Origin of the sequence: Bartonella sp. MM73XJBT.G, assembly GCF_028618435.1 — a bacterium.
In the GTDB taxonomy this organism is placed as follows: domain Bacteria; phylum Pseudomonadota; class Alphaproteobacteria; order Rhizobiales; family Rhizobiaceae; genus Bartonella.
On sequence record NZ_JAQISW010000002.1, the window covers coordinates 69,932 to 92,106 of the forward strand.

Annotated in this window: 19 protein-coding genes; 7 read left to right on the forward strand and 12 right to left on the reverse strand. The window is 34.6% G+C overall.

The features are described 5' to 3' along the window. Nucleotides 1-14: 14 nt before the first annotated feature. Nucleotides 15-833, reverse strand: a complete 819-nt coding sequence (gene pcsA, locus PVV59_RS01640; protein WP_273754174.1) for a phosphatidylcholine synthase — start codon at nucleotides 831-833, stop codon at nucleotides 15-17. Nucleotides 834-1,013: 180 nt separating this feature from the next. On the opposite strand from pcsA, the gene PVV59_RS01645 reads away from it, so the two are divergent. From PVV59_RS01645 to sodC, 4 genes are all read left to right on the forward strand, one after another. After that, nucleotides 1,014-2,231 carry a UbiH/UbiF family hydroxylase gene (locus PVV59_RS01645; protein WP_273754176.1) on the forward strand — a complete coding sequence of 406 codons (1,218 nt, stop codon included), beginning with the start codon at nucleotides 1,014-1,016 and terminating at the stop codon, nucleotides 2,229-2,231. Nucleotides 2,232-2,842: 611 nt separating this feature from the next. Continuing rightward, nucleotides 2,843-3,187 (forward strand): hypothetical protein, encoded by a 345-nt coding sequence (locus PVV59_RS01650; protein WP_273754177.1) that lies wholly within the window; start codon nucleotides 2,843-2,845, stop codon nucleotides 3,185-3,187. After that, nucleotides 3,165-3,521 carry a hypothetical protein gene (locus PVV59_RS01655; RefSeq protein WP_273754179.1) on the forward strand — a complete coding sequence of 119 codons (357 nt, stop codon included), beginning with the start codon at nucleotides 3,165-3,167 and terminating at the stop codon, nucleotides 3,519-3,521. Before PVV59_RS01650 ends, PVV59_RS01655 begins: the two co-directional genes overlap by 23 nt. Before the next feature lie 409 nt (nucleotides 3,522-3,930). Beyond that, nucleotides 3,931-4,455, forward strand: a complete 525-nt coding sequence (sodC, locus tag PVV59_RS01660; protein ID WP_273754181.1) for a superoxide dismutase [Cu-Zn] SodC — start codon at nucleotides 3,931-3,933, stop codon at nucleotides 4,453-4,455. A gap of 606 nt (nucleotides 4,456-5,061) precedes the next feature. Here the strand turns inward: sodC and PVV59_RS01665 are convergent. The 10 genes from PVV59_RS01665 to PVV59_RS01710 all read right to left on the reverse strand — a co-directional run bounded on the left by PVV59_RS01665 (nucleotide 5,062) and on the right by PVV59_RS01710 (nucleotide 17,446). Next, complete coding sequence (locus PVV59_RS01665) at nucleotides 5,062-5,451, reverse strand: hypothetical protein (RefSeq protein ID WP_273754182.1); 390 nt, start codon at nucleotides 5,449-5,451, stop codon at nucleotides 5,062-5,064. Continuing rightward, nucleotides 5,420-5,956 carry a hypothetical protein gene (locus tag PVV59_RS01670; protein WP_273754183.1) on the reverse strand — a complete coding sequence of 179 codons (537 nt, stop codon included), beginning with the start codon at nucleotides 5,954-5,956 and terminating at the stop codon, nucleotides 5,420-5,422. Before PVV59_RS01670 ends, PVV59_RS01665 begins: the two co-directional genes overlap by 32 nt. A 360-nt stretch (nucleotides 5,957-6,316) precedes the next feature. Further along, nucleotides 6,317-9,070: a DEAD/DEAH box helicase gene (locus tag PVV59_RS01675; protein WP_273754185.1), complete on the reverse strand. Its 2,754-nt coding sequence runs from the start codon at nucleotides 9,068-9,070 to the stop codon at nucleotides 6,317-6,319. 22 nt (nucleotides 9,071-9,092) lie between these two features. Next, a complete protein-coding gene (locus PVV59_RS01680) occupies nucleotides 9,093-10,733 on the reverse strand; it encodes a site-specific DNA-methyltransferase (RefSeq protein ID WP_273754186.1) in 1,641 nt (546 codons plus the stop codon). An 83-nt stretch (nucleotides 10,734-10,816) separates the two neighbouring features. Continuing rightward, nucleotides 10,817-11,218: an SUF system Fe-S cluster assembly protein gene (locus PVV59_RS01685; protein WP_273754188.1), complete on the reverse strand. Its 402-nt coding sequence runs from the start codon at nucleotides 11,216-11,218 to the stop codon at nucleotides 10,817-10,819. Next, a complete protein-coding gene (locus PVV59_RS01690) occupies nucleotides 11,211-12,455 on the reverse strand; it encodes a cysteine desulfurase (protein WP_273754189.1) in 1,245 nt (414 codons plus the stop codon). The genes PVV59_RS01685 and PVV59_RS01690 overlap by 8 nt, the downstream gene beginning before the upstream one ends. A gap of 10 nt (nucleotides 12,456-12,465) precedes the next feature. Continuing rightward, a complete protein-coding gene (gene sufD, locus PVV59_RS01695) occupies nucleotides 12,466-13,728 on the reverse strand; it encodes a Fe-S cluster assembly protein SufD (protein ID WP_273754339.1) in 1,263 nt (420 codons plus the stop codon). A 7-nt stretch (nucleotides 13,729-13,735) separates the two neighbouring features. Further along, a complete protein-coding gene (sufC, locus tag PVV59_RS01700) occupies nucleotides 13,736-14,491 on the reverse strand; it encodes a Fe-S cluster assembly ATPase SufC (RefSeq protein WP_273754340.1) in 756 nt (251 codons plus the stop codon). A gap of 151 nt (nucleotides 14,492-14,642) precedes the next feature. After that, a complete protein-coding gene (gene sufB / locus PVV59_RS01705) occupies nucleotides 14,643-16,154 on the reverse strand; it encodes a Fe-S cluster assembly protein SufB (protein ID WP_273754190.1) in 1,512 nt (503 codons plus the stop codon). A gap of 146 nt (nucleotides 16,155-16,300) precedes the next feature. Continuing rightward, nucleotides 16,301-17,446: a cysteine desulfurase family protein gene (locus PVV59_RS01710; RefSeq protein WP_273754191.1), complete on the reverse strand. Its 1,146-nt coding sequence runs from the start codon at nucleotides 17,444-17,446 to the stop codon at nucleotides 16,301-16,303. Between the two features lie 159 nt (nucleotides 17,447-17,605). Between PVV59_RS01710 and PVV59_RS01715 the strand changes: the two genes are divergently transcribed. The 3 genes from PVV59_RS01715 to PVV59_RS01725 all read left to right on the forward strand — a co-directional run bounded on the left by PVV59_RS01715 (nucleotide 17,606) and on the right by PVV59_RS01725 (nucleotide 20,546). Further along, nucleotides 17,606-18,286 (forward strand): alpha/beta hydrolase, encoded by a 681-nt coding sequence (locus PVV59_RS01715; RefSeq protein WP_139413204.1) that lies wholly within the window; start codon nucleotides 17,606-17,608, stop codon nucleotides 18,284-18,286. A 325-nt stretch (nucleotides 18,287-18,611) separates the two neighbouring features. Then, complete coding sequence (tyrS, locus tag PVV59_RS01720) at nucleotides 18,612-19,865, forward strand: tyrosine--tRNA ligase (RefSeq protein WP_273754192.1); 1,254 nt, start codon at nucleotides 18,612-18,614, stop codon at nucleotides 19,863-19,865. Between the two features lie 204 nt (nucleotides 19,866-20,069). After that, complete coding sequence (locus tag PVV59_RS01725) at nucleotides 20,070-20,546, forward strand: peroxiredoxin (RefSeq protein ID WP_273754193.1); 477 nt, start codon at nucleotides 20,070-20,072, stop codon at nucleotides 20,544-20,546. A gap of 370 nt (nucleotides 20,547-20,916) precedes the next feature. On the opposite strand, the gene prfB is transcribed toward PVV59_RS01725, so the two are convergent. Then, nucleotides 20,917-22,045, reverse strand: a protein-coding gene (prfB, locus tag PVV59_RS01730) for a peptide chain release factor 2 (RefSeq protein WP_273754194.1) whose coding sequence is annotated in 2 segments (ribosomal slippage) — nucleotides 20,917-21,975 and nucleotides 21,977-22,045 — 1,128 coding nt in all. Because the reading frame shifts where the segments join, the coding sequence is not laid out codon by codon here. Nucleotides 22,046-22,175: the final 130 nt, after the last annotated feature.

Here is a 22,175-nt window from a genome sequence, read left to right on the forward strand (position 1 = left end):
AAACCTTAAAACAACTAATCTATTGTTTTTTTTATACTTTTTGCCCCAAGTTGGGGAAATATTTGCATGATCGCGCCAATACAATATATATAAATCCCTGTTATTGAAATTCCTATTTTAACCCAATATGGAGCCTCTAGTTGATAAAAGAAAGCGACAACACCAAAGAAACACCATAAGAGAAAAATTGGAAAATTAATTCTCCGCAAACGACAGACTCTTACAGGGTGGATGAAATAAATTGGTAAGAAAGATATAATGGCCGATAAAACAATAATGATAAAGGTAATCCACTCCTCTGGTCTTACGACAAAAAGTGTAAAAACCATCATATTCCAAACAACAGGAAATCCTTTAAAAAAGTTTTCTTTGGTTTTCATACCCGTATCAGCATAATAAATAGCCGATGAAATAACAATGACTGCACTCAATGAAAACGATAACCCTACCCTCATAAAACCACTTTGATAGAGGGCAAAAGCAGGAATTAAAACATAAGTTACGTAGTCAATGATATTATCTAACAACTCTCCAGACCATGTTGGAAGTACATATTTAACATCAAGTTTGCGTGCAATGGGTCCATCTATACCATCAACAAGAAGTGCAAGCCCAAGCCAACAGAACATAGCTGTCCATTCTTTTTGAGAAGCCGATATAAGAGAAAGAAACGCTAAAAATGATCCCGAAGCTGTTAGTAAATGAACAGAAAAAGCCTTTGCTTGTGGCATTGTTACTTTTTTATGGCGTAATAATTTAGCATTTGTTTTGATTTTTTTTGTTAGTTTACGTTTCAAGGTTTTCTTATCCTCGTTTTTACAGTCTTCATCCATCTACCAATACGCCATTTTTACTCATGATATGACTCAGCATAAAAAAATTATAAAAAGGTTACTTTTTTATATCGCATTATTTATTACATAATATAATAGAAGAACTTCATACAATAAAAAGAGAGCAATCATTTAGAAATGTTAAAATATTTGCTCTATTGAAGAAAGGCTTAACTTGTTGTGATCTTTGAAAAGAAAGAACATAAAGCTATTACTGTTATTGGTGCAGGTCCTGTCGGGATGTTAGCCGCGCTAAGGCTTGCACATAAGGGTTTTTTTGTTTTTCTTGTTGGCCCCCCTGCTCATACAGATGAGTTACGGACAACAGCTCTTATGATGCCTGCAATACGCACACTCCAAAAACTTAATATTTGGGATAGTCTTCAAAAACGAGCTGCTGCTTTATCGTACATGAGAATTATCGATATAACTTCTAGGATTGTGCGTGCACCTACGGTGCACTTTTCTTCTGCTGAAATTGGTGAAAAAGCTTTTGGATATAATATACCCAATGCAGAATTGAACTCTGCTTTAGTCGATGCTGTTGCACAGATGCCTAATATTAAAAGGTTTGTTTCTGAAGCTAAATCTTTTCATCACACGAAAAGCCATGTATCTATTACTCTTGCTGATGATAAAGTCATTCAAACACCTCTTGTTATTGCTGCTGATGGACGCCACTCTCTTACCCGTGCCGCAGCCGAGATAACTGTTAAACAGTGGAACTATCCACAAAAAGCTCTTGTTCTCAATTGTTCTCATGAATTTTCTCATCAAAATACATCAACTGAATTTCATACAGAACATGGCCCATTTACACAGGTTCCACTCCCTGGACGAAGATCCAGTCTTGTATGGGTTGTTCACCCTTCTCGTGCTGAAGAATTATTGAATATAGAAGCAAAAGCAATTACAAAAATAATCGAAAATAAAATGCAATCAATGCTTGGAACACTAACCTTAGAAACATCAATTCAAGCATGGCCGCTTTCGGGGCTTCTCGCTCATCATTTTGCTGCAAATCGAACGATTTTAGTCGGCGAATCTGCTCATGTTTTTCCCCCTATTGGAGCCCAGGGACTAAATTTAGGATTCCGTGATGTTCAAACTTTGATTGATATTTTACCCAATCAAATATCCGATTCTAACTCTGAAATGGTTGTTACACAATATAACCAATACCGCAAACCAGATATATTAATCCGTAGTAGCGCTGTTCATACCCTCAACTCTGCTTTACTTTCTCATATGTTTCCTGTTCATATCATGCGCAGTATTGGCCTTGGTCTATTACATCATTGCTCACCATTACGTAATTTATTTATGCGCGAAGGTATGTATCCCGGTTACGGCTTCAAAGAAATGATGTCAATATTTCCAATAAAATCACCTAAATAGCTCTATTGACAGATAAGAGATAATAGCTAAAAATAAATGCTAATTTTGTATCTGACGTACTCATGTAAACTAAAAAAAATAATAATAAGTATATAACCTATAAATAACCAAAGAAATGGTTATTTATAATAATGTATTTTTTAATTACATTTATTTACTAAAATATAATATTATATTATAGAATAAAAAGAATTTAATTCATTATTTTAGGACATAAATATAATTCAAAGCTTTATCAGTTTTGTAAAATTCATACTAGAATGTTTATTCTATTGATTTCCGTGCTTGTTTTAAAGTAACATCTTGCATTTAAGCTCGTTTCTCGCAGTAGCACCTCTGCATTAATAATATAAATGAAAAACTATTAAACACTATCACTTTATCTAAAAAATTACTCTATATATTTAGTATATTGATATGAAGTAATTCATAAAATATATATTTCTTATAATTCTGTATTAAATATAAAATTTATATATAAAAAACAATTTTAGTTAAGCAATAAATTTTCAAATTTTTTATTAATTATAATATTAAAAATAGAACCATCTTTGGAACCAAGTTAGCAATACAACAGTTAATAAAGTGTTGTTTCAACAGAGAGTGACAAGATGAAACTAACTAATATTTTAAAGTTAAGTATTTTTTTTATGATGATTGTATATGTTTTATCGATCGTCACTACTTCAATCAGTGAAGTTTTTCATCTTCCTTATTGTCAAGCCTTTACCTATAGCTCTAATCAAAATGTCACTAAAATAGGTCAAAATTCATTTACTGCTTCACAAATTAAAAATTGTCTTATGCAAAATGGTTTTGAAAACATTAAACGATTGCGTTTAGATGACAAAGGTATCTGGCGTGCTTTAGTAAAATTTAAAAAGTCTCATTTTTTCGTGTCCGTTGACTATTCAGGAACAGTTAGCATTCAAAATGAAAGAAAAAAATATGATTGAGTTTAAAACTTACAGTAACGTTTCTATTCATCGTTGTAAGAATTTTTTTTTCAAAAAGTGCTATCATTCTATTAAAGAATTTGCTTTCATTGGCGGTTTAAATGGTAGCATATCAGGAGCAATCGCAGCAACTCTTGCTACTTATGGTTATATTGCTCTTCCGGGATTTGGTCCACTTATCGCAATGGGTATAGGAATAGCACTTTCTACCGGAACGATAATAGGAGCACTGATAGGATCCGGAATGGGGGGTGGTGTTGGTATATGCTGTATTTTATGGGAAATTTATATTAATCATAGTACTTTCTTCTCTTATAAATTTCACAATGAATAGAAAACTATTATCATTTTTCTATAAACAGAACATTAAAACATCAACAAATTATATGCTCTGCTTTTTGCTGAAATGATCATTATATTATTAGCTAACTTATTAAAATCGCTTGATTAATTTCTTAATATATCTCAAAAAAAATATTTTTTTAAGCATCCCTTGAAGAAAGGTAAGCGAGATATAATTATCCATCTGTAAAAGCTACATTTTTATAGAAAAAAACAGAAGTTATGTTCAAAAATATACTTTAATCTATTCTTTATAATAGTTAGTATTTATGTATATTTTATTTTTCTTAAATTAAATTTATAATATTTTTATGTATTTAATAATATATATTACTAATAAAATATTTTAATTAAGATTATTTTTATAAATAATTTATTTAAAGTAATTATAAAGGTATTTTATGAAAAAAATATTATTCTTATTATTCGTTGTTATGGCATTTCTAATACATAAAAACTTTGCATTAGCTCTATCAGCAACAGTGAATATTTATAAACTAGAAGATAATAATTCAAAAAAGGCTATTGGTAGCATTAAAATTGAAGAAAACACATACGGTTTGGTTTTCATCCCTAATTTATCGACTTTACCAGAAGGGCTGCATGGTTTTCATGTACATGAAAACCCTTCATGTAATACAAAAGATGGCATAATTGGTGGGAGCGCAGGAGGACATTATGATCCTGAACATACCGGAAGACATTTTGGACCTTATAATGTTGATGGTCATCTTGGTGATTTACCAGCACTTTATGTTGATAAACAAGGATATGCTACGATGAGCGTTCTTGCTCCACGATTGAAAAAAATCTCTGAAATTACAGGGCGCTCATTAATGATTCATTTAGGGGGTGATAATCAATCAGATAAACAGTTACCGCTTGGTGGAGGTGGTGCACGCCTGGCGTGCGGCGTTATTGAATAAATAAGAGAACATTGTTGTAAGTGGTATTGTATACACTCCCCTTATCATAAAATATGATAGAAATTTATTTTTAAGCCCACTTCAAGAGATTAAAATAACCTTTGACAATATTTTATAAAATTCATATTTCTCTTTAAATGTTTAATATAGATGATAAAGACTTAAATATAATCAAGAGGAACAACAATCGGGACTAACAAAATTCTGCGTGAGAAAACTTCAATATGAGAGAACATATATATTTCAATGCTTGATGTAAATAAAGCAAAAAAGTTGAATTTAATTCTCTATAATAGAAAATTTGTAATAAATTATAATCATTAAGTCTAATATCTAATGAAATACCCTACGCGCAAAATGGAACAGGTTTTAAACAGAGTTTATTCATTCCCACTTGATGCGTATGCAAAAGTTTCGATTGATTAAATATCGATATAAGATGGTTTGAAATGATTGAATGTTACAATATTCTAATCTCTCATTTAAGTTAAGTGAGACTAATTATCATTATAAATCAATATAATCATTCAAATAAAACAGTTATAGTAATTTTTTATCACTCTGAAAAAGAAACTTTTAAACAATAGAATCTTTTTAAAATAACCTTCATGGCCCCATATGATCCCAATCGGATGGACGCATCTCACCGGTTTGATAAAATTGACGAATGAGCTTAATATAATGAAGAAAGTCTTTGTTTTCCTCCACTAATCTATTAGCAATATCCCAATCAATATCTCTCCGTTCTTTAGCTGGAATTATGATCTCACTCTCGGAAGCATTTTCCTTGTCAAGTCTTATAAATCCAATTCCGTGCAAGCTTGAAAGCATCCGAAGCTCTTTTAATGTATCAACACCTTCAACTTCACTCGCAACTAAATAACTAAAATTTGCCCATGAAGAATTGCTTACTGTTTGAAAAAATGCTTTTCGTAAATTTGAACGATTAATGAGAATTTTAACTTCAAAAGACCAAAGCTTTGTTTTTTTTATCAAAATATTGCAAAATGCAATCTTTGATTTCACGATTCCATTCTTTACTTAAATCCTGTATTCCTACGAGATCTGGATAAAGCCATTTATTCCCTCCTGTACCACTTTTATTACGAGAACATTTCTCATTAATGCGCTTGCTATAAACTGCAAGCTCTGACCATAAAAATTTAGATAATAATGGATAAAGATCATGCTCTTTAATAGAGCCATCTTCTGTCCTACTCTCTGTATTGTCCTCTACTGCATCAATTTCAGCACTATCTGTTTGTTTTGTAAAATAATACTGCCGCGGACGTCCTTCAGTGGTCTTAATTTCTGGATAATGCTTTTGTAACTGAGGTCGCTGAGATCCTATTTCAGCGACAATTTGCTGAATAAGTGCTGTATCATTCTTAAGAGGAGTGATTGTTGCCGTTGAACGCTTTTGTTTTTGGCGGCATTTTTCCGGATAATTTTCAAATATCCATTGTGCAATTTCTCGAGCTGTAAATTTTTTTGGCGGCATTTTTCTTTAAAAAATTAAAAACAGTGTTTGTTAAATTCAAAGTCATACGTAAAATTATTTTCTTTTATCTTCTAGATATCCCATTATATTCAGACTTTTCAAAAGATAGAATCATAAACTGATTAAGTTTTTTTTGAAAAAAGTTGTTTATAAAATTAAGATATTTTTTAATTTGTAACGATAAACTTACTGTTTTTTTCATATAAAGAAAGTAAAATTGTATATTTTTTTATTTAAGAAATTCCTAATATTTTTAAATTAATGATGCAATAGTGTAAATTAAAAATAATATTCAAACATTTTATTGAGCCTCACATCTGTCAATAAAAAATTTATGCGTTTTATTTTTGAAACAAAAGGTTATGGGCTCCCAAGTATAGATTCTGAAATGGTAAACTCTGCGCATAAACCTTCAAAACTACTATTTGCTTTAATAGCATCATGGGGAATAAGAACATAATACCATTTTTTATCGCCATAAGTCGCCGCATAGCGCGTTGCATGACAACACCATTGAACTGCTGCTTTTCTTTTTTTCAAAACAATAGCATTTTGTATTTCAGAGGCTTTTTTAGGCTCACAAAGATATTTGGCATCCTTCGTTTCTACAACAAAGTCCGGTTCATAAGTTGATCCTTTATCATATTCTATTCTGAAAAAACCGCGAGCGGGTTTCATCCATTTCAAGACTTGTGCATCATCCTCTAATATTTGAGCAAATCGTAATTCCCCTTCTACTGAATCAAACTTTTGTAAAGGATAACAGCATTTTCTAAAGCCGCTGAATACAAGTTTTTTAATATCACTTTTAATGGCAGGAATGTTACGAAAATCAAGAGGAGACGTCCCTTGCGGTAACACATAATGGATAGGTGATAAAGTTGTAAAACCTCGTGTAACTTTAATCGCATAATCTTTTTGTGTTTCCCATTGATGTTCTCTTAATTGTGCAACAATAAAATTATTAAGTTTATGCTGATAATGAATTAATACATTCTCAACGGCCGTATCATTGGGTAAATAAGATCGGAAATGCTCGACCATCTGACCAGCCAATTTTCGTAATAACAGCGTATGGCTATCATAATCGATAAAGTCATTATCAATTAAATCACGAATGATATAATTTTCAAGATGAGGCTCTTTGACATATTCATTCTTAGATGTGAGAAAAATGCTTTTATGTGTCCGCAATTCTCGAATTAAAAGTTCTTTACTAACAGGTTGAAAATTTAAGCTTTCTAGATTTTTTAAATCAAAATCATAAAAACCATAAGTAACATCACGCGAAGGTATGAGTATAATATTTGGAATATCTATTATCAGTTCTGTTAATTGTTTTGTCAGAATTGTCACCACTTTTGATACAAGAGACTTTTGTGATGAAGGCTTAATATTCATAACTTTATTAGCAATTTTTTCTTGTATCTGTGCAGAACAAAGCATTTGAGAACTTGGCAATTTATTATTCTCTTTAATAAGATCCCACGCGATCGCTGCAATTTCTTGCTCTTCAGATGTTAATGTAGGGGAATCTGTATTACGTAATATGATACCTTGTAAATCAGAAGATGCTCCATTTATATCGGAATTACGTGTTACCATCGTTTGCATCAATAAAGCTTCTACTTGGCTTGGAACTGTCACTATATCGGTCTTTTCAGAGGGGATATTCCCTCCTGTTCCAATCTCAATATGCTTTTTTATAATTGAGTTTGGATCGTTTGCACGATCAATAATATCTTGAAAACGATCATGCGCAATAATTGTTAAACGATCAATAGCTTCCACGCCTGTTCTATATCCATAAGGCAAACGCAATCCACGCCCAATTGTTTGCTCTGTTAAAATTTCTGAAGCCGATGCACGCAACGGTACAATAGTATAGAGATTCGTAACATCCCACCCCTCCTTTAATTTATTAACGTGAATAACAATTTCTGTTGGTTCATGAGGATCCTCAATCGCAATAAGCTTTTGAATATTTTGATCTTCTTCTATATTGGACTGTTTTGTATGAATCTCTGCGACTTTTCCCTTATAAGCCCCTGCAAAAAAATCATCTGATTCCAAAAAGTCACGCAATTTCTGTGCATGATTTGTATCTTGAGCGACAACTAAAATAAAAGGCTTAACGAATTTTTGATTATAATCCTTGGCATAGGTAATTAAATCTGTTTTTACATTTTCATGGGTATGAATCGCATCTTGTAATTTAATATATTCTAATTGCTCAGATGTATAATTTTGAGGTTGAAAGTCTTTACGTGTAGCAACCGCAGGTTCTTTTACAAAACCATCCCTCATAGCCTCTGCAAGTGGATAATGATAAACAACATTTTTAAAATTTACAGGTTTTGCACCTATTGTTTTTGGTGTCGCTGTAAGCTCTATTCCTAATATGGGTTTTAACTCATTAATTGCTGCCGCACCAGCAGAAGCACGATAACGATGTGCTTCATCCATTAACAAAACTAAATCAGGAAGATTTGCGAGATAATCAAAATAACTTTCACCAATCGTTTCTTGTAAGCGTTTAATACGCGGAACACTAGATTTTAGTGCACCTTTTTTATTATCCGTTGTATTAATTTTAGAAATATTAAAAATATTGATAAAGGCCGTATCTCTATTCTCAAACAAACGCTTTTGTCCTTCAAAATGGTGTTCATCAACGCGAATACCTTTACCACTTTCATAATCTTCACCTGTAATAATAACGGGTCTATTGGCAATAAATTCACTCATTCCACTGAAAACATACTTCGGACTTTGGGGACTAAAATCCTGTTTTAACTTTTCATAAATAGTCAAATTTGGCGCTAAAACAAAAAAATGGCGACTGCGACCTGTTAAATAAAGATAGCTAATAAAAGCCCCCATAAGTCGCGTTTTCCCAACACCTGTTGCTAAGGCAAAACAAAAAGAGGGAAAGTTTCGTTCAAAATCTTGCACAGAAGGATAAAGATTTTTTATCACTTCTAACTCTGCAACCAAATCAGCATTTTTAGAAAGCTCTATATTTTCTAAGATTTTTACCAAAATATTTAAAGATTCACGTTGAGGATCACGTAACGATAAGCGAGCAGAAATCCTTTTTTCAACAGTGTTCATGAAAAACTCCGCTTTTTATATATTATTCAAATAGATCTAATTCTGCTTGCGCAATATCTTTATTTTTGTTGTTTTCTTTTACTACAATCACTGGTTCAAGATTGGCTACATTTAAACTGTAATCGTCCCTTCCCCATTCGCATTTTTCTAATATTGCACGGGGGATTTTAGTGAGTGTCAGATTTTCAAAGGATGCTGATTTTGTATCAAAAGCGGTGCAACAAATCAGCAACGTGCGATGAGAGCCTACCTCTTCACTCATTATACGGAGTTGTTCATGGGTCATAGCGCTTGTTGTGACATAAATATAATCTGTTTCGGTTGAATACCCTTGCATCCAATAATGATTTTCATCAGGTGCGTAGGTAAATCCCATATGTTTGCACATTGCTTCTGAAAGCATCGCAGCATTATATTCGCGACTAATAATCCATTGTCCCCATGGATCTTTTTCTAACAAAGAAGGTGCAAGACGATAATAACGGAACCCACCGCCACCTTGCCAATTGACACTTTGGGAAATTCCCCCTTGATCCGTTCCATCAATGACTTGTTTTAAACGAGGGATAATGTGGGTGTGACAATGTTCACCAAGTTCAATCATAATCCACTTTCTTCCCATTTTATGAGCAACAGCACCGGTTGTGCCGGAACCCGCAAAGGAATCTAGGACAAGATCACCGGGATTAGTGGCAAGTTGAATAATACGCTCTATGAGCTTTTCAGGTTTAGGAGTTGTAAAAACATCATCAGAATTAAAGGCTTTGACTTCTCTTTTGGCATCTTGATTATGTCCCACTTCCGTATAGGGCCAAATAGTCATTGAAACCATACCATTTTTTACTTCTGATAAAAAACGCTTAATACGGGGTACTCCATTATTATCTCTTCCAAACCAAATACGATTATCTTTTAATAATTCAGAGAATTTTTTTTCACTTATAACCCAACTTCTACCATGAGGAGGCATTACCTTTCGTCCAGAAGGTGTGGTGATTTCATAAATATCTTTAAGAGTCACCCTTTTTACGGATAAATTATCTGATTGCCATAGACCACGCGGATCATTATCAGGATTTTTATAGCGGGCATCCATATCTGTTGAACGAGGAAGTAAATTAGGGCGCCAAATCGTTTTATCCTTAGCATAAACCATTATAAAATCATGGTTATCCGAAAGCCATTTTGTATCATTTTGTGGAGCATATTTCTTTTGCCAAATAATATTGTTGATGAAATTTTGGCGACCAAAAATTTCATCCATCATTACTTTAAGATAGGCTTGTTCATCATCATCAATCGATATCCAGATACTCCCATCATTTACAAGTAAACGATGGAGGAGTTCCAACCTGTCTCTCATAAGACTAAGCCATATGGAGTGCTCCAAACCGTCTTCATAATGTTCAAAAGCATTGCCTGTATTATAAGGTGGATCGATATAGATACATTTTACCTTCCCCATATATTCTTGTTCAAGTGCTTTGAGTGCGAGCAAATTGTCACCAAAAATAAGTTTATTATCAAAAATGTCCTGAGATGATATTTGATGCGAAGCGTGATAAGATTTTTCAAGATCTTCTAATAAGATACGAGGCTCTAGTTTTGGGCGTTTTTCTTTTCCAATCCAGTTAAGTTCTAGTTTTTGTTTATTATAACTCATGCGATCGTCCTTAAATTCAAACGCTTGTGAAAAGTAAACAGCTTATTCATGAATGGCTAAATTAGAGTCTCTTACCAATACTTTTAGTACCATCCGACAGCAATTTGAGCTTCTTCTGACATACAATCAGGTGTCCATGGTGGATCAAAAGTCATAGTGACTTCAACATACGAAACCCCTTCAACTGCACTGACTGCATTTTCTACCCACCCCGGCATTTCACCAGCAACAGGGCATCCCGGTGCTGTAAGAGTCATTTCAATTTTTACTGAACGATCATCTTCAATATCAATACGATAAATCAGTCCTAGCTCATAAATATCAGCAGGAATCTCTGGATCATAAACTGTTTTAAGAGCAGCAATAATATCATTCGTCATACGATCAATTTCTTCTGCGGGAATTGTTGATATGTAAGATTTTTTATTTTCGCTTACAGTTTCAGCAGATTCTGTAGAATGACGTTCTTCTATTAACTCACCCATTAAAAAATGTCCTTGTTTCTTTCAATGCTTTGACCAATTGATCTATATCTTCTTGAGTATTATACATGGCCAACGATGCACGACAAATAGATGTTAAACCAAAGCGCTGTAATAAAGGCTGTGCACAATGAGTTCCTGCACGTATTGCAACCCCTTTTCTATCAATAAACATAGCGATATCATGAGCGTGAATACCTTCAATTGTAAATGATATAATCGCTCCTTTATTGGGAGAATGGCCATAAATACGCAATGATTCAACTGTTTTAAGCTTTTCATGCGCATAAGCTGAAAGAGACATTTCATGGGCATGAATTGTACTGAGACCTCTCTCTTGTATATAGTCAATGGCCGCAGCTAATCCAATAGCTTCAACGATAGGAGGTGTACCTGCTTCAAAACGATAAGGAGGAGCATTATAAAGAACCTTATCGGTTGTTACCTCTTCAATCATTTCACCTCCCCCTTGAAAAGGATGCATTTCCTCTAACCGATGTTCTTTACCATAAAGAACGCCAACACCAGTGGGACCATAAAGCTTATGTCCTGTAAAGACATACCAATCACAATCGAGATCTTGTACATTAACGGTTAAATGTATTGCTCCTTGAGAACCATCAACAAGAACAGGAATAGAGTTTTGATGTGCTTGCTTAATCATCTCTTTAACAGGAGGCACAGTCCCTAATATATTAGACATATGCGTTATAGCGACAAGCCGTGTTTTTTCACTTAAAGCCTTTTGAAAATCCTCAATATGCAGAACACCATTTTCATCAACGGGAACAAAAATAAGCTTCACCCCTTTTTGTTCACGCAGAAAATGCCAAGGGATAATATTTGCATGATGTTCCATGATTGTTAGAACAATCTCATCACCTTCCTTGAGTTTGGGCATAGCCCAACCATAAGCAACCGTATTAATCGCTTCTGTTGCATTTTTCGTAAAAACAATTTCTTCAGCTTTTTGAGCATTTAGAAAAACACGAACAGTTTCACGAGAATTTTCATAGGATTGTGTTGCTGTATTGGCTAAAAAATATATTCCCCTATGCACATTAGCATAACAATGGTGATAATAATTATTCATTGCATTGAGTACTGATTGCGGCTTTTGTGCAGAAGCACCACTATCAAGATATGCTAATCGCTTTCCATAAACTTGATGATGCAAAAGAGGAAAATCACGTCGAATTTCGTCGACATTATAATTGAGCGTTTGTACGTCATTTTCCATTTTTTCTCTCTTAAACATTTTTTTTAAGCCATTGACCAATGATATTTTCCAAAACAGTCTGGATATCACCTTGCTTGATGTCATCAATAAGCTCGGCAATAAATCCTTTAATCAAAAGAGCACGAGCCGTTTTAAAGGGGATACCGCGTGCCATAAGATAGAAAAGATAATCATGATTAATATTTGCAACTGTTGCGCCATGGCCGCAGGCAACATCATCAGCAAAAATCTCCAATTCAGGCTTTGCATTAAATTCTGCATCATCTGAAAGGATAAGGCTATTGCAAGCCATGCGTGCATCGGTTTTTTGCGCTTTTTGAGCAACACGTATGATCCCCTGAAAAACACCCACAGCCTTATCTGTAACCACATTGCGTATAATTTCAGTTGATGTTGAATTTTCTTCCACGTGACGAACAGTCATTGTAAGATCACTATGTGTTTGTCCTGATAGTAAATTTATAACGCGTAATTGAAAATCAGATTTTTCCCCCTGTAACTCAATATCGACTTCCTGACGATTAAGTTGACTCCCTATATTAATGACATAAAGTGATAATTTTGCTCCTTGAGCAAGAACAGCACGCAATCGACCAAATTGCGTAGAATTAAAACCACGATTGCGAATAAGAATCCAAGTAACATCACTATGGGCGGCAATATTTAATGAAAATATTGAACTGACAAAAGCATCTTGATCATTGCCAACCTGATGTTCAACAAATATAACTTGACTATTTTTATCAACTTTTATGTCTGAAAAAGTATGAGATTGTCCTCCCATTTGTATATTTTGTAATTCAAAGCATCTATTTAACTTTGTATTTTCAGGAATGTGAAAAAGCCAACCATCTGTAACGAAAGCTGTATTTAATTGCCCAATGAAGTCCTCATCAGAAATGTTTTGACCTATCAATACAGAATTATCTTCTAATGCATCTGAAAGGCGTTTTACTGTAATTTTGTCTATCTTTGACCGCGTTGCTACTTTTCCATTGTTCATGGAAAAAACAGCGCTTTCTGAAAGTAATGTATCAACCGATTGATTGTCTTGATCTTTTGAAAAATTGCTCACAGACTTCAGTAATGTGCGCAGATTGGTATAGTGCCAATTTTCGATTTTACGAGAAGGAAGACGTGTCGTTAGAAACTGATCAATAGCTTTCTTGCGGATTGCACACACGGCTTTACTACCCGGTAGCTCATTGATATACTGATTAAAATTACTAAGTATATTTTCTTCAACCGCTAACAAGTTTTGTTGTACCTTCATAATACCTTCAAACTGCCTCCCTGATAAGATCAGCATACCCATTTTGCTCTAAATAAAGCGCTAGGGATTTATCTCCGCTTTTAATAATTCGTCCTTTATAGAGAACATGTACCGTATCTGGAATAATATAATTAAGCAGCCGTTGATAATGGGTAATCACTAAAAATGAACGTTTTGAATTCCGAAGTTTATTAACACCATCTGCAACAATTTTTAATGCATCAATATCTAAACCAGAATCCGTTTCATCTAAAATGCAAAGTTTAGGTTCAAGAAGTGCCATTTGTAAAATTTCAGCACGTTTTTTTTCTCCCCCTGAAAAACCTACATTTAATGGACGTTTTAGCATGTCCATATCTATTTCAAGCTTAGCTGAAACCTCCTTAACATATTTTATAAATTCAGGAATTTTAAGCTCTTCATCACCTCGCGCTTTGCGTTGAGAATTCATCGCGACTTTTAAAAATTCCATCGTTGCTACCCCTGGTATTTCCATTGGATATTGAAATGCAAGAAAAATACCATATGCAGCACGTTCTGCTGGATCCATTTCTAAAATTGATTGTCCATTATAGAGAATATCGCCTTCTATTACTTCATAATCATCACGACCAGCAAGCAAATAAGATAAAGTTGATTTTCCGGCACCATTTTGTCCCATGATCGCGGCAACTTCTCCATCTTGAACCGTCAAGTTTAAACCACGAATAACTTCCGTATCGGTCCCAGCAATACGGGCACGTAAATTTTTTATCTCTAACATCATTTAATCCTGTTCTGGCTGCTTTTTTCAGATACTAATGCATACTATTTTTTCTTAGCACCCATCTCCTTTTGTAATCACCATAGAAGTTATTTTTTTACATTATTGTCTACTATTACAGCTCTTCTTCAATTTATCTCATTAAATAGAATTATCCAACACTCCCCTCAAGGCTAATACCAATAAGCTTTTGAGCCTCGACAGCAAATTCCATGGGAAGTTTTTGAATAACTTCTTTTACAAAACCATTGACAATTAATGCAATTGCCTCTTCTTCGGGAATTCCTCTCTGCATAACATAAAAAAGTTGGTCATCAGAAATTTTTGATGTGGTGGCTTCATGTTCAAATTGAGCTGTTGCGTTTTTTGCTTCAATATAAGGCACTGTATGGGCCCCACAATCATTCCCAATTAACAAACTATCACATTGTGTAAAGTTACGCGCATTTTGTGCTTTTCGATGAGCTGTGACTTGTCCTCGATAAGTGTTATTTGAAAAACCAGCAGAAATACCTTTGGAAATAATACGACTGGAGGTATTTTTTCCTAAATGAATCATTTTTGTACCGGAATCAATTTGTTGATGACCGTTTGCAACGGCAATAGAATAAAATTCTCCACGCGCGTTATCTCCACGCAGTAAACAGGATGGATATTTCCAAGTAATAGCAGAACCAGTCTCAACTTGTGTCCATGAAATTTTAGAGTTATGCCCTCGACAATCTCCACGCTTCGTTACAAAATTATAAATACCACCCTTTCCATCTTTATCGCCAGGGTACCAATTTTGTACTGTAGAATATTTAATCTCTGCATTCTCAAGGGCAACAAGCTCAACGACAGCAGCATGAAGTTGATTTTCATCACGTTGGGGAGCTGTACACCCTTCAAGATAAGAAACATAGGAATCTTCAGCAGCAATAATCAATGTTCGCTCAAATTGCCCTGTATTGCGTTCATTAATTCTAAAGTAAGTTGAAAGCTCCATAGGGCAACGAACTCCTTTAGGAATATAAACAAATGAACCATCTGTAAAGACAGCTGCATTTAAGGCCGCATAATAATTATCCCCCACCGGTACAACTGTTCCCAAATATTCTTTAATAAGCTCAGGATGTTCAATAATAGCCTCTGAAATAGAACAAAAAATTACACCAGCACGTGCCAGTTCTTTTTTAAATGTTGTCACAACCGAAACAGAATCAAAGACCGCATCAACAGCCACTTGCCCTGATATAGACACACTGTCATCAAATGTAGAGGGATCAGACTGTTTTCTTACCCCAGCTAAAATTTCTTGTTCTTTAAGAGGAATGCCAAGTTTTTCGTATGTTGCTAATAACTCAGGATCCACTTCGTCTAAAGATTTTGGTCCTGTATGATTTTTAGGAGCAGCATAATAATAAAGCTCCTGAAAATTAATTTTAGGATATTCAAGACGTGCCCAATGAGGCTCTTGCATTGTCAACCAACGGCGGTAAGCTTGTAAGCGCCATGTTAGCATCCATTCAGGCTCATTTTTTTTAGCAGAAATAAATTTAATAATATCTTCATTCAAACCTTTCGGTGCTTTATCCGTTTTAATTTTCGTTTCAAAGCCATATTTATATTGGTCAACATCTATTTCACGGACTTGGCGTATCGTTTCTTCTACTGCCGGCATAAATCTTCTCCATCTTTTGGCATCAAAAACCGGTAACTAAAAGTCTTGTTTTACAAGATTAAAATTAAGTAAGTCATTTCCTAGGCTATAGGCAAAGTGCTAAAATTTCAATCAAAGTTATTTTATTATTTAAAATAATTCTAATTTTATCCCTTTTTCTTGCTTATCATTTGAGAAAAAAATAATAGAAAATCATCAATATCTTTAGAGGTTGTGTCACGTCCCAGCGAAATGCGAATGGCACCATTTGGAACATGATACCCCATTGCTTCCAAAACTTTACTTTGTTTTACTTTTCCCGAAGAACAAGCAGAACCAGATGATACTGAAAAACCTTCTAAGTCAAAAACAATTTGCATGGTTTCAGCTTTTATATTTTTCACGGTAAAGTAAGTTGTATTCGGCAAACGTTGAACTCTTTTGCCAAAAATTTCAACATTTTGGCTTATTTTTTGAAGCCCATCTTCTAATTTATTACGTAAATATAGTAACTGTTTTATTTCTTCCTGTGTGAGACGATCAGTCATCGCTGCTCCAAAAGCAGCAATAAGAGGCAATGCTTCTGTTCCTCCCCGTAAGCCCTTTTCTTGTCCTCCTCCAGTAATAAGAGGATGTGGCATGAGGAGATTGCCACATGAAACAAAAGCACCAACGCCTTTAGGACCACCAACTTTATGTGCAGAGAGTATAAAAAAGTCTCCTCCTAGCTGATGAATATCAACAAGATTTTTATCGATATATTGTGATAAATCAACAATAAGAGTACCACCTAAATCACGAACAATAGGCGCTATTTCTTTTAACGGTTGAATAACACCCGTTTCACTATTTGCTGCTTGAATAGCAACAAGAGGTAAACCTTTTGTTTTATCGTGAGCCCTTAAGAGTGATGCTAATTTATCTTGTTGAATAAGCCCATCTTGATCAACAGCAATGACACTTATCAATTCTCTAGAAAAACGCCCTCCCTCTGCAACAGAAGGGTGTTCAGTTGCTCCTCGGTAAAGATGAGAAAATTGAACCTTTGCATTCCCCATCGTGTAAAAAGGTGTTAACAAAGTCATTGCTGCTTCACTCGCACCAGAGGTAAAGACAACGTTATCTGGATCTGTTTTAAGATTTTCAGCGATTTGTCGACGCGCCTTTTGCAATAAAGTTTTAGCAGCACGCCCTTCCCTATGAACGGATGATGGATTACCAAATGTCTCTAAAGATTCCAGTAACGCTATCCGCGCTATTTTCTTGAGTGGTGTTGTTGCGTTATGATCAAAATATCGGCGTTTTATAACCATTTTACATCGCAATCATTAATCTTATAATTGATTAAAAAAAATAACGCAATTTTCTTGAAAAGTGCACTTAAAAAAGAATATCTAATGATTATTTAGGATTCTATGGTAAAAGTCGACCAAGGTCAATGAGAGCCTTTTATAGCATTTAAGGAGCATTTTATGCCAGAAATTATTTTTAACGGTCCCGCGGGTCGGCTCGAAGGACGTTATCAACCTTCCCAACAAAAAAATGCACCCATTGCAATCATTTTGCATCCTCATCCTCAATTTGGTGGAACGATGAATCATAAAATTGTCTACGATCTCTTTTATATGTTCCAACAACGTGGCTTTACAACTTTACGTTTTAACTTTCGTGGTATTGGTCGCAGTCAGGGGGAATTTGATTATGGAATAGGAGAACTTTCAGATGCTGCAGCAGCTCTCGATTGGGTGCAAACACAACATCCAGACTCTAAAAATTGCTGGGTAGCAGGATATTCATTTGGAGCATGGATTGGCATGCAACTTTTAATGCGCCGACCGGAAATTGAGGGTTTTATATCTGTTGCCCCTCAGCCTAATGTTTATGACTTTTCATTTCTTGCACCTTGTCCCTCCTCTGGGCTTATCATTCATGGTGGTATCGATAAAGTTGCCCCCCCAAAAGACGTTCAAATGCTTGTTGATAAATTAAAAACACAAAAAGGTATTATCATTACACAAGAAATACTAGAAGGAGCTAATCACTTTTTTAGTGGATGCCATGAAGAACTTATTGAACGATGTGCCCACTATTTGGATAATCATATCACCAATGAATTTCTCGCTCCTCCTCCTGAAATACTTTCACTTACTTAGGAAAATACAACAGATTTATAAAAAGTCAGCAAAAACCATCCCTGATCATAACAATGTTATTTTTTTAGACTGTATTTGCGATTTTTCTAAGTTTTATTTTAGGATAGAAACGAAGATAAAAAAGTGTCTTTTTTTATTTACTGGTTTTTGTTAAATTATCTTTTTAAGCGTAAAAAGGGAATGATACTCGTATTATTATCTTCATTACCAATATGTCTAGTTCTCTTGTGATATATGTCATTTATGGTAGATAAAGCATGAATGATCCATTAATAATCATCTATTATATAAAATGATTGCTCTCTTAAATTAGGAAATTAACTCTGTGTTTGCCTTTAAATCTGATTTTTTACATATTATGAGTGAGCGTGGTTTTATCCACCAAATTTCGGATGAAAAAGGCTTAGATAATCTTTTTTCAAAAGAAACTGTAAGTGCTTATACTGGATTTGATCCAACAGCATCAAGCTTACATGCTGGAAGTCTTCTTCAGATTATGATGCTTTATTGGCTACAAAAAACGGGACATCGCCCCATTGCTTTGATGGGCGGAGGGACAGGATTGATCGGTGATCCTTCCTTTAAAGATGAAGCACGACGGCTTCTAACACAAGATGATATTGCAGCTAATATTGATGGTATTAAAAAGGTATTTGCTAACTATTTGACATTCGGTGATCGAGAAACCGATGCTTGTATTGTGAATAATGCTGAATGGTTGTGCAATTTAAACTACTTAGAATTTTTGCGTGATGTAGGAAAACATTTTTCTGTCAACCGTATGTTGTCATTTGATTCTGTTAAACTCAGACTTGAGCGTGAACACTCTTTGTCCTTCTTAGAGTTTAATTATATGATTCTGCAAGCTTATGACTTTGTTGAACTTTATAAACGTTACGGCCTGCGTATGCAAATGGGGGGCTCTGATCAATGGGGCAACATTATTAACGGAATCGAATTAGGGCATCGTTTAGGAACACCACAATTATATGCATTAACATCACCATTGCTGACGACCTCTTCCGGTGCCAAAATGGGTAAATCATTGAATGGTGCTGTGTGGCTTAATGCTGATATGCTTTCGCCTTATCAATTTTGGCAATATTGGCGCAATACAGAAGACGCTGATGTAACACGATTTTTAAAGCTCTATACCACATTACCCATGGATGAGATTCTCAAACTTTCTCTCTTACAAGGGACTGAAATTAACGAAGCAAAAAAAATTCTTGCAACAGAAATTACCGCAATGTTGCATGGGCGGACTCTTGCCGAAGCAGCCGCAGAAACTGCCCGCAAAACGTTTGAAGAAAAAACACTTGGAGAAAATCTTCCAACAGTTGAAATGAACACAATAGAATTAAAAACGGGTGCTGGATTACTCTCTCTTTTAGTAAAAGCAGGACTTGCAAAATCAAACAGTGAGGCACGCCGTCATATTCAAGGTGGAGGGATACGTGTTAATGATCAAGTCATAAAGGATGAAACATACCTTGTTATTGAAAAAGATGTCACAGCAGAAGGAATTATTAAACTTTCTTTTGGTAAGAAAAAGCATGTATTGATCAAAGCTCTATAATCTATTGATGTTTCATTCATTCTATAGATTTTTATTCCATGAGAGTGATGTTTTTTGCACCTCCTTTATTTAATTTTTATGAAAGAATAATTTCTATATGATAGCAAAAAAACTTTGAAATAATTTTCTTCTAAAGAGTTGAAACTTTATTCCTTCTCTGTCATGCTGCTAATTAATCTTTTAACTCGAAAAAAAAGATAGAACATGACAAAATCAATGAAAGGAACTCTTGCACCTGATTTTAGCTTGCCACGTGATGGAGGAGAGATGGTTTGTCTTTCTGACTTTAGGGACAAACCTGTTGTCTTATATTTTTATCCCAAAGATGACACGAGTGGATGCACAAGCGAGGCTCTTGATTTTACGAAATTAAAGACGAAATTTGATGAAATCGGTGTTGCTGTCATTGGCATCTCTCCAGATAATGTAAAAAAACACGATAAATTTAAAGTGAAACATGGGCTTGATGTCATTTTGGCTTCTGATGAAGAAAAAACAACCCTTGAAGCTTATGGTGTTTGGGTAGAGAAAAGTATGTATGGACGCAAATATATGGGTGTCGAACGAAGCACTTTTTTAATTAATGCAAATGGAAAAATCATAGAAGAATGGCGCAAAGTGAGCGTATCTGGACACGCTGAAAATGTTTTAGCAGCAGCAAAGCTTTTACTATCGTCATAATGACATATGAGCTAGGAGTATACGATATTTAAAAGCAATGGCGTTCCTCTTCAATTGATTTTATTTTTCCAAGGAATTCAATTTTTATAATATGTTAATTTATAAGATTAGCTGGTTATTTATTCTTTAAATTAATCCTCATGATATCGTAAATTCTCTCCTTTCAGATTTTTCTTATCTTAAATGAATCAAAAAATTCACGTGTTCCTGTCATAAGCAGAATTGACTTGTGAGAAAAGACTTTGAAAAAAGGAACAAAAAAACACCTCTTTGAATCCTTCACCTAGCAAGAGTTATCTATATATCACAGCATTAATAAAACAAGCAATTTAAGAAATAAATCTACACAGCTTGAAGGAGGGCTATATCATTAGTGAATATCTTCAATTTCTTTGTCTTTTCCATAAATACGTTGAGAAAGTGCAGCCTCTATAAATGAATCTAAGTTCCCATTAAGGACAGATTGTGGATCAGTACTTTCAATTCCTGTACGCAAGTCTTTTACAAGTTGATAAGGTTGAAGAACATAAGATCTAATTTGATGTCCCCATCCAATTTCTGTTTTAGAAGATTCAACAGCATTGGTTTCTTCTTCTCTTTTTTTGAGCTCCTCTTCATAAAGGCGAGCACGGAGCATTGACCAAGCTGTGGCGCGATTTTTATGCTGAGAACGCTCCGTTTGACATTGAACTACAATACCTGTTTTCATATGTGTGATACGAACGGCAGAATCTGTCGTATTAACATGTTGTCCTCCTGCTCCCGATGCACGATAGGTATCAATACGCACATCTGCTTCTGAAACATCAACTTCAATATCATCATCAATAACTGGATAAACCCAAATGCTTGCAAAAGAGGTATGGCGCTTTGCATTCGAATCAAATGGAGAAATTCGTACTAAGCGATGAACGCCTGATTCTGTTTTTAACAATCCATAAGCATTATGCCCTTTTACCAGAATCGTCGCTGACTTTATTCCTGCCTCTTCTCCATCATGAATTTCTAAAACTTCAACCTTCATTTCATGGTATTCAGCCCAGCGCATATACATACGCAACAACATAGAAGCCCAATCTTGGCTTTCTGTTCCACCCGCCCCTGCATGAACTTCTAAATAGGTATCATTAGGGTCTGCCTCTCCTGAAAGAAGCACATCAATTTGCCTTTTATCGATCTCACTTTTAAGATTACGTATTGAATTTTCCGCATCAGCGATAATTTCAACATCACTTTCTTCTTCACCCATCGCAATGAGCTCAATGCATTCTTCAAGTTTTTTTGTAAATGATAAAAGAGCACTGATTGAATCATCAAGACGCTGACGCTCACGCATCATATCTTGTGCTTTTTGTGCATCATCCCAAAGTTTAGGATCTTCTGCTTTTTGATTAAGATATTCGAGACGCTTTAATGATTGATCCCAGTTAAAGATGCCCCCTTAGCAACTGAATTGCTTGTCGGATTTCATCAACTAATGTTTCTATTTCTGCTCGCATAATTTAACACCGTATTTTTTTACACTCTTTCTGGTATGTTCTTAACATTTTACACAAATTTAATAGCTTTTATCAAAAAAATGGAACGGATCCATCTTTCTATTTACAGGGCCAACACTATTAAAAAACA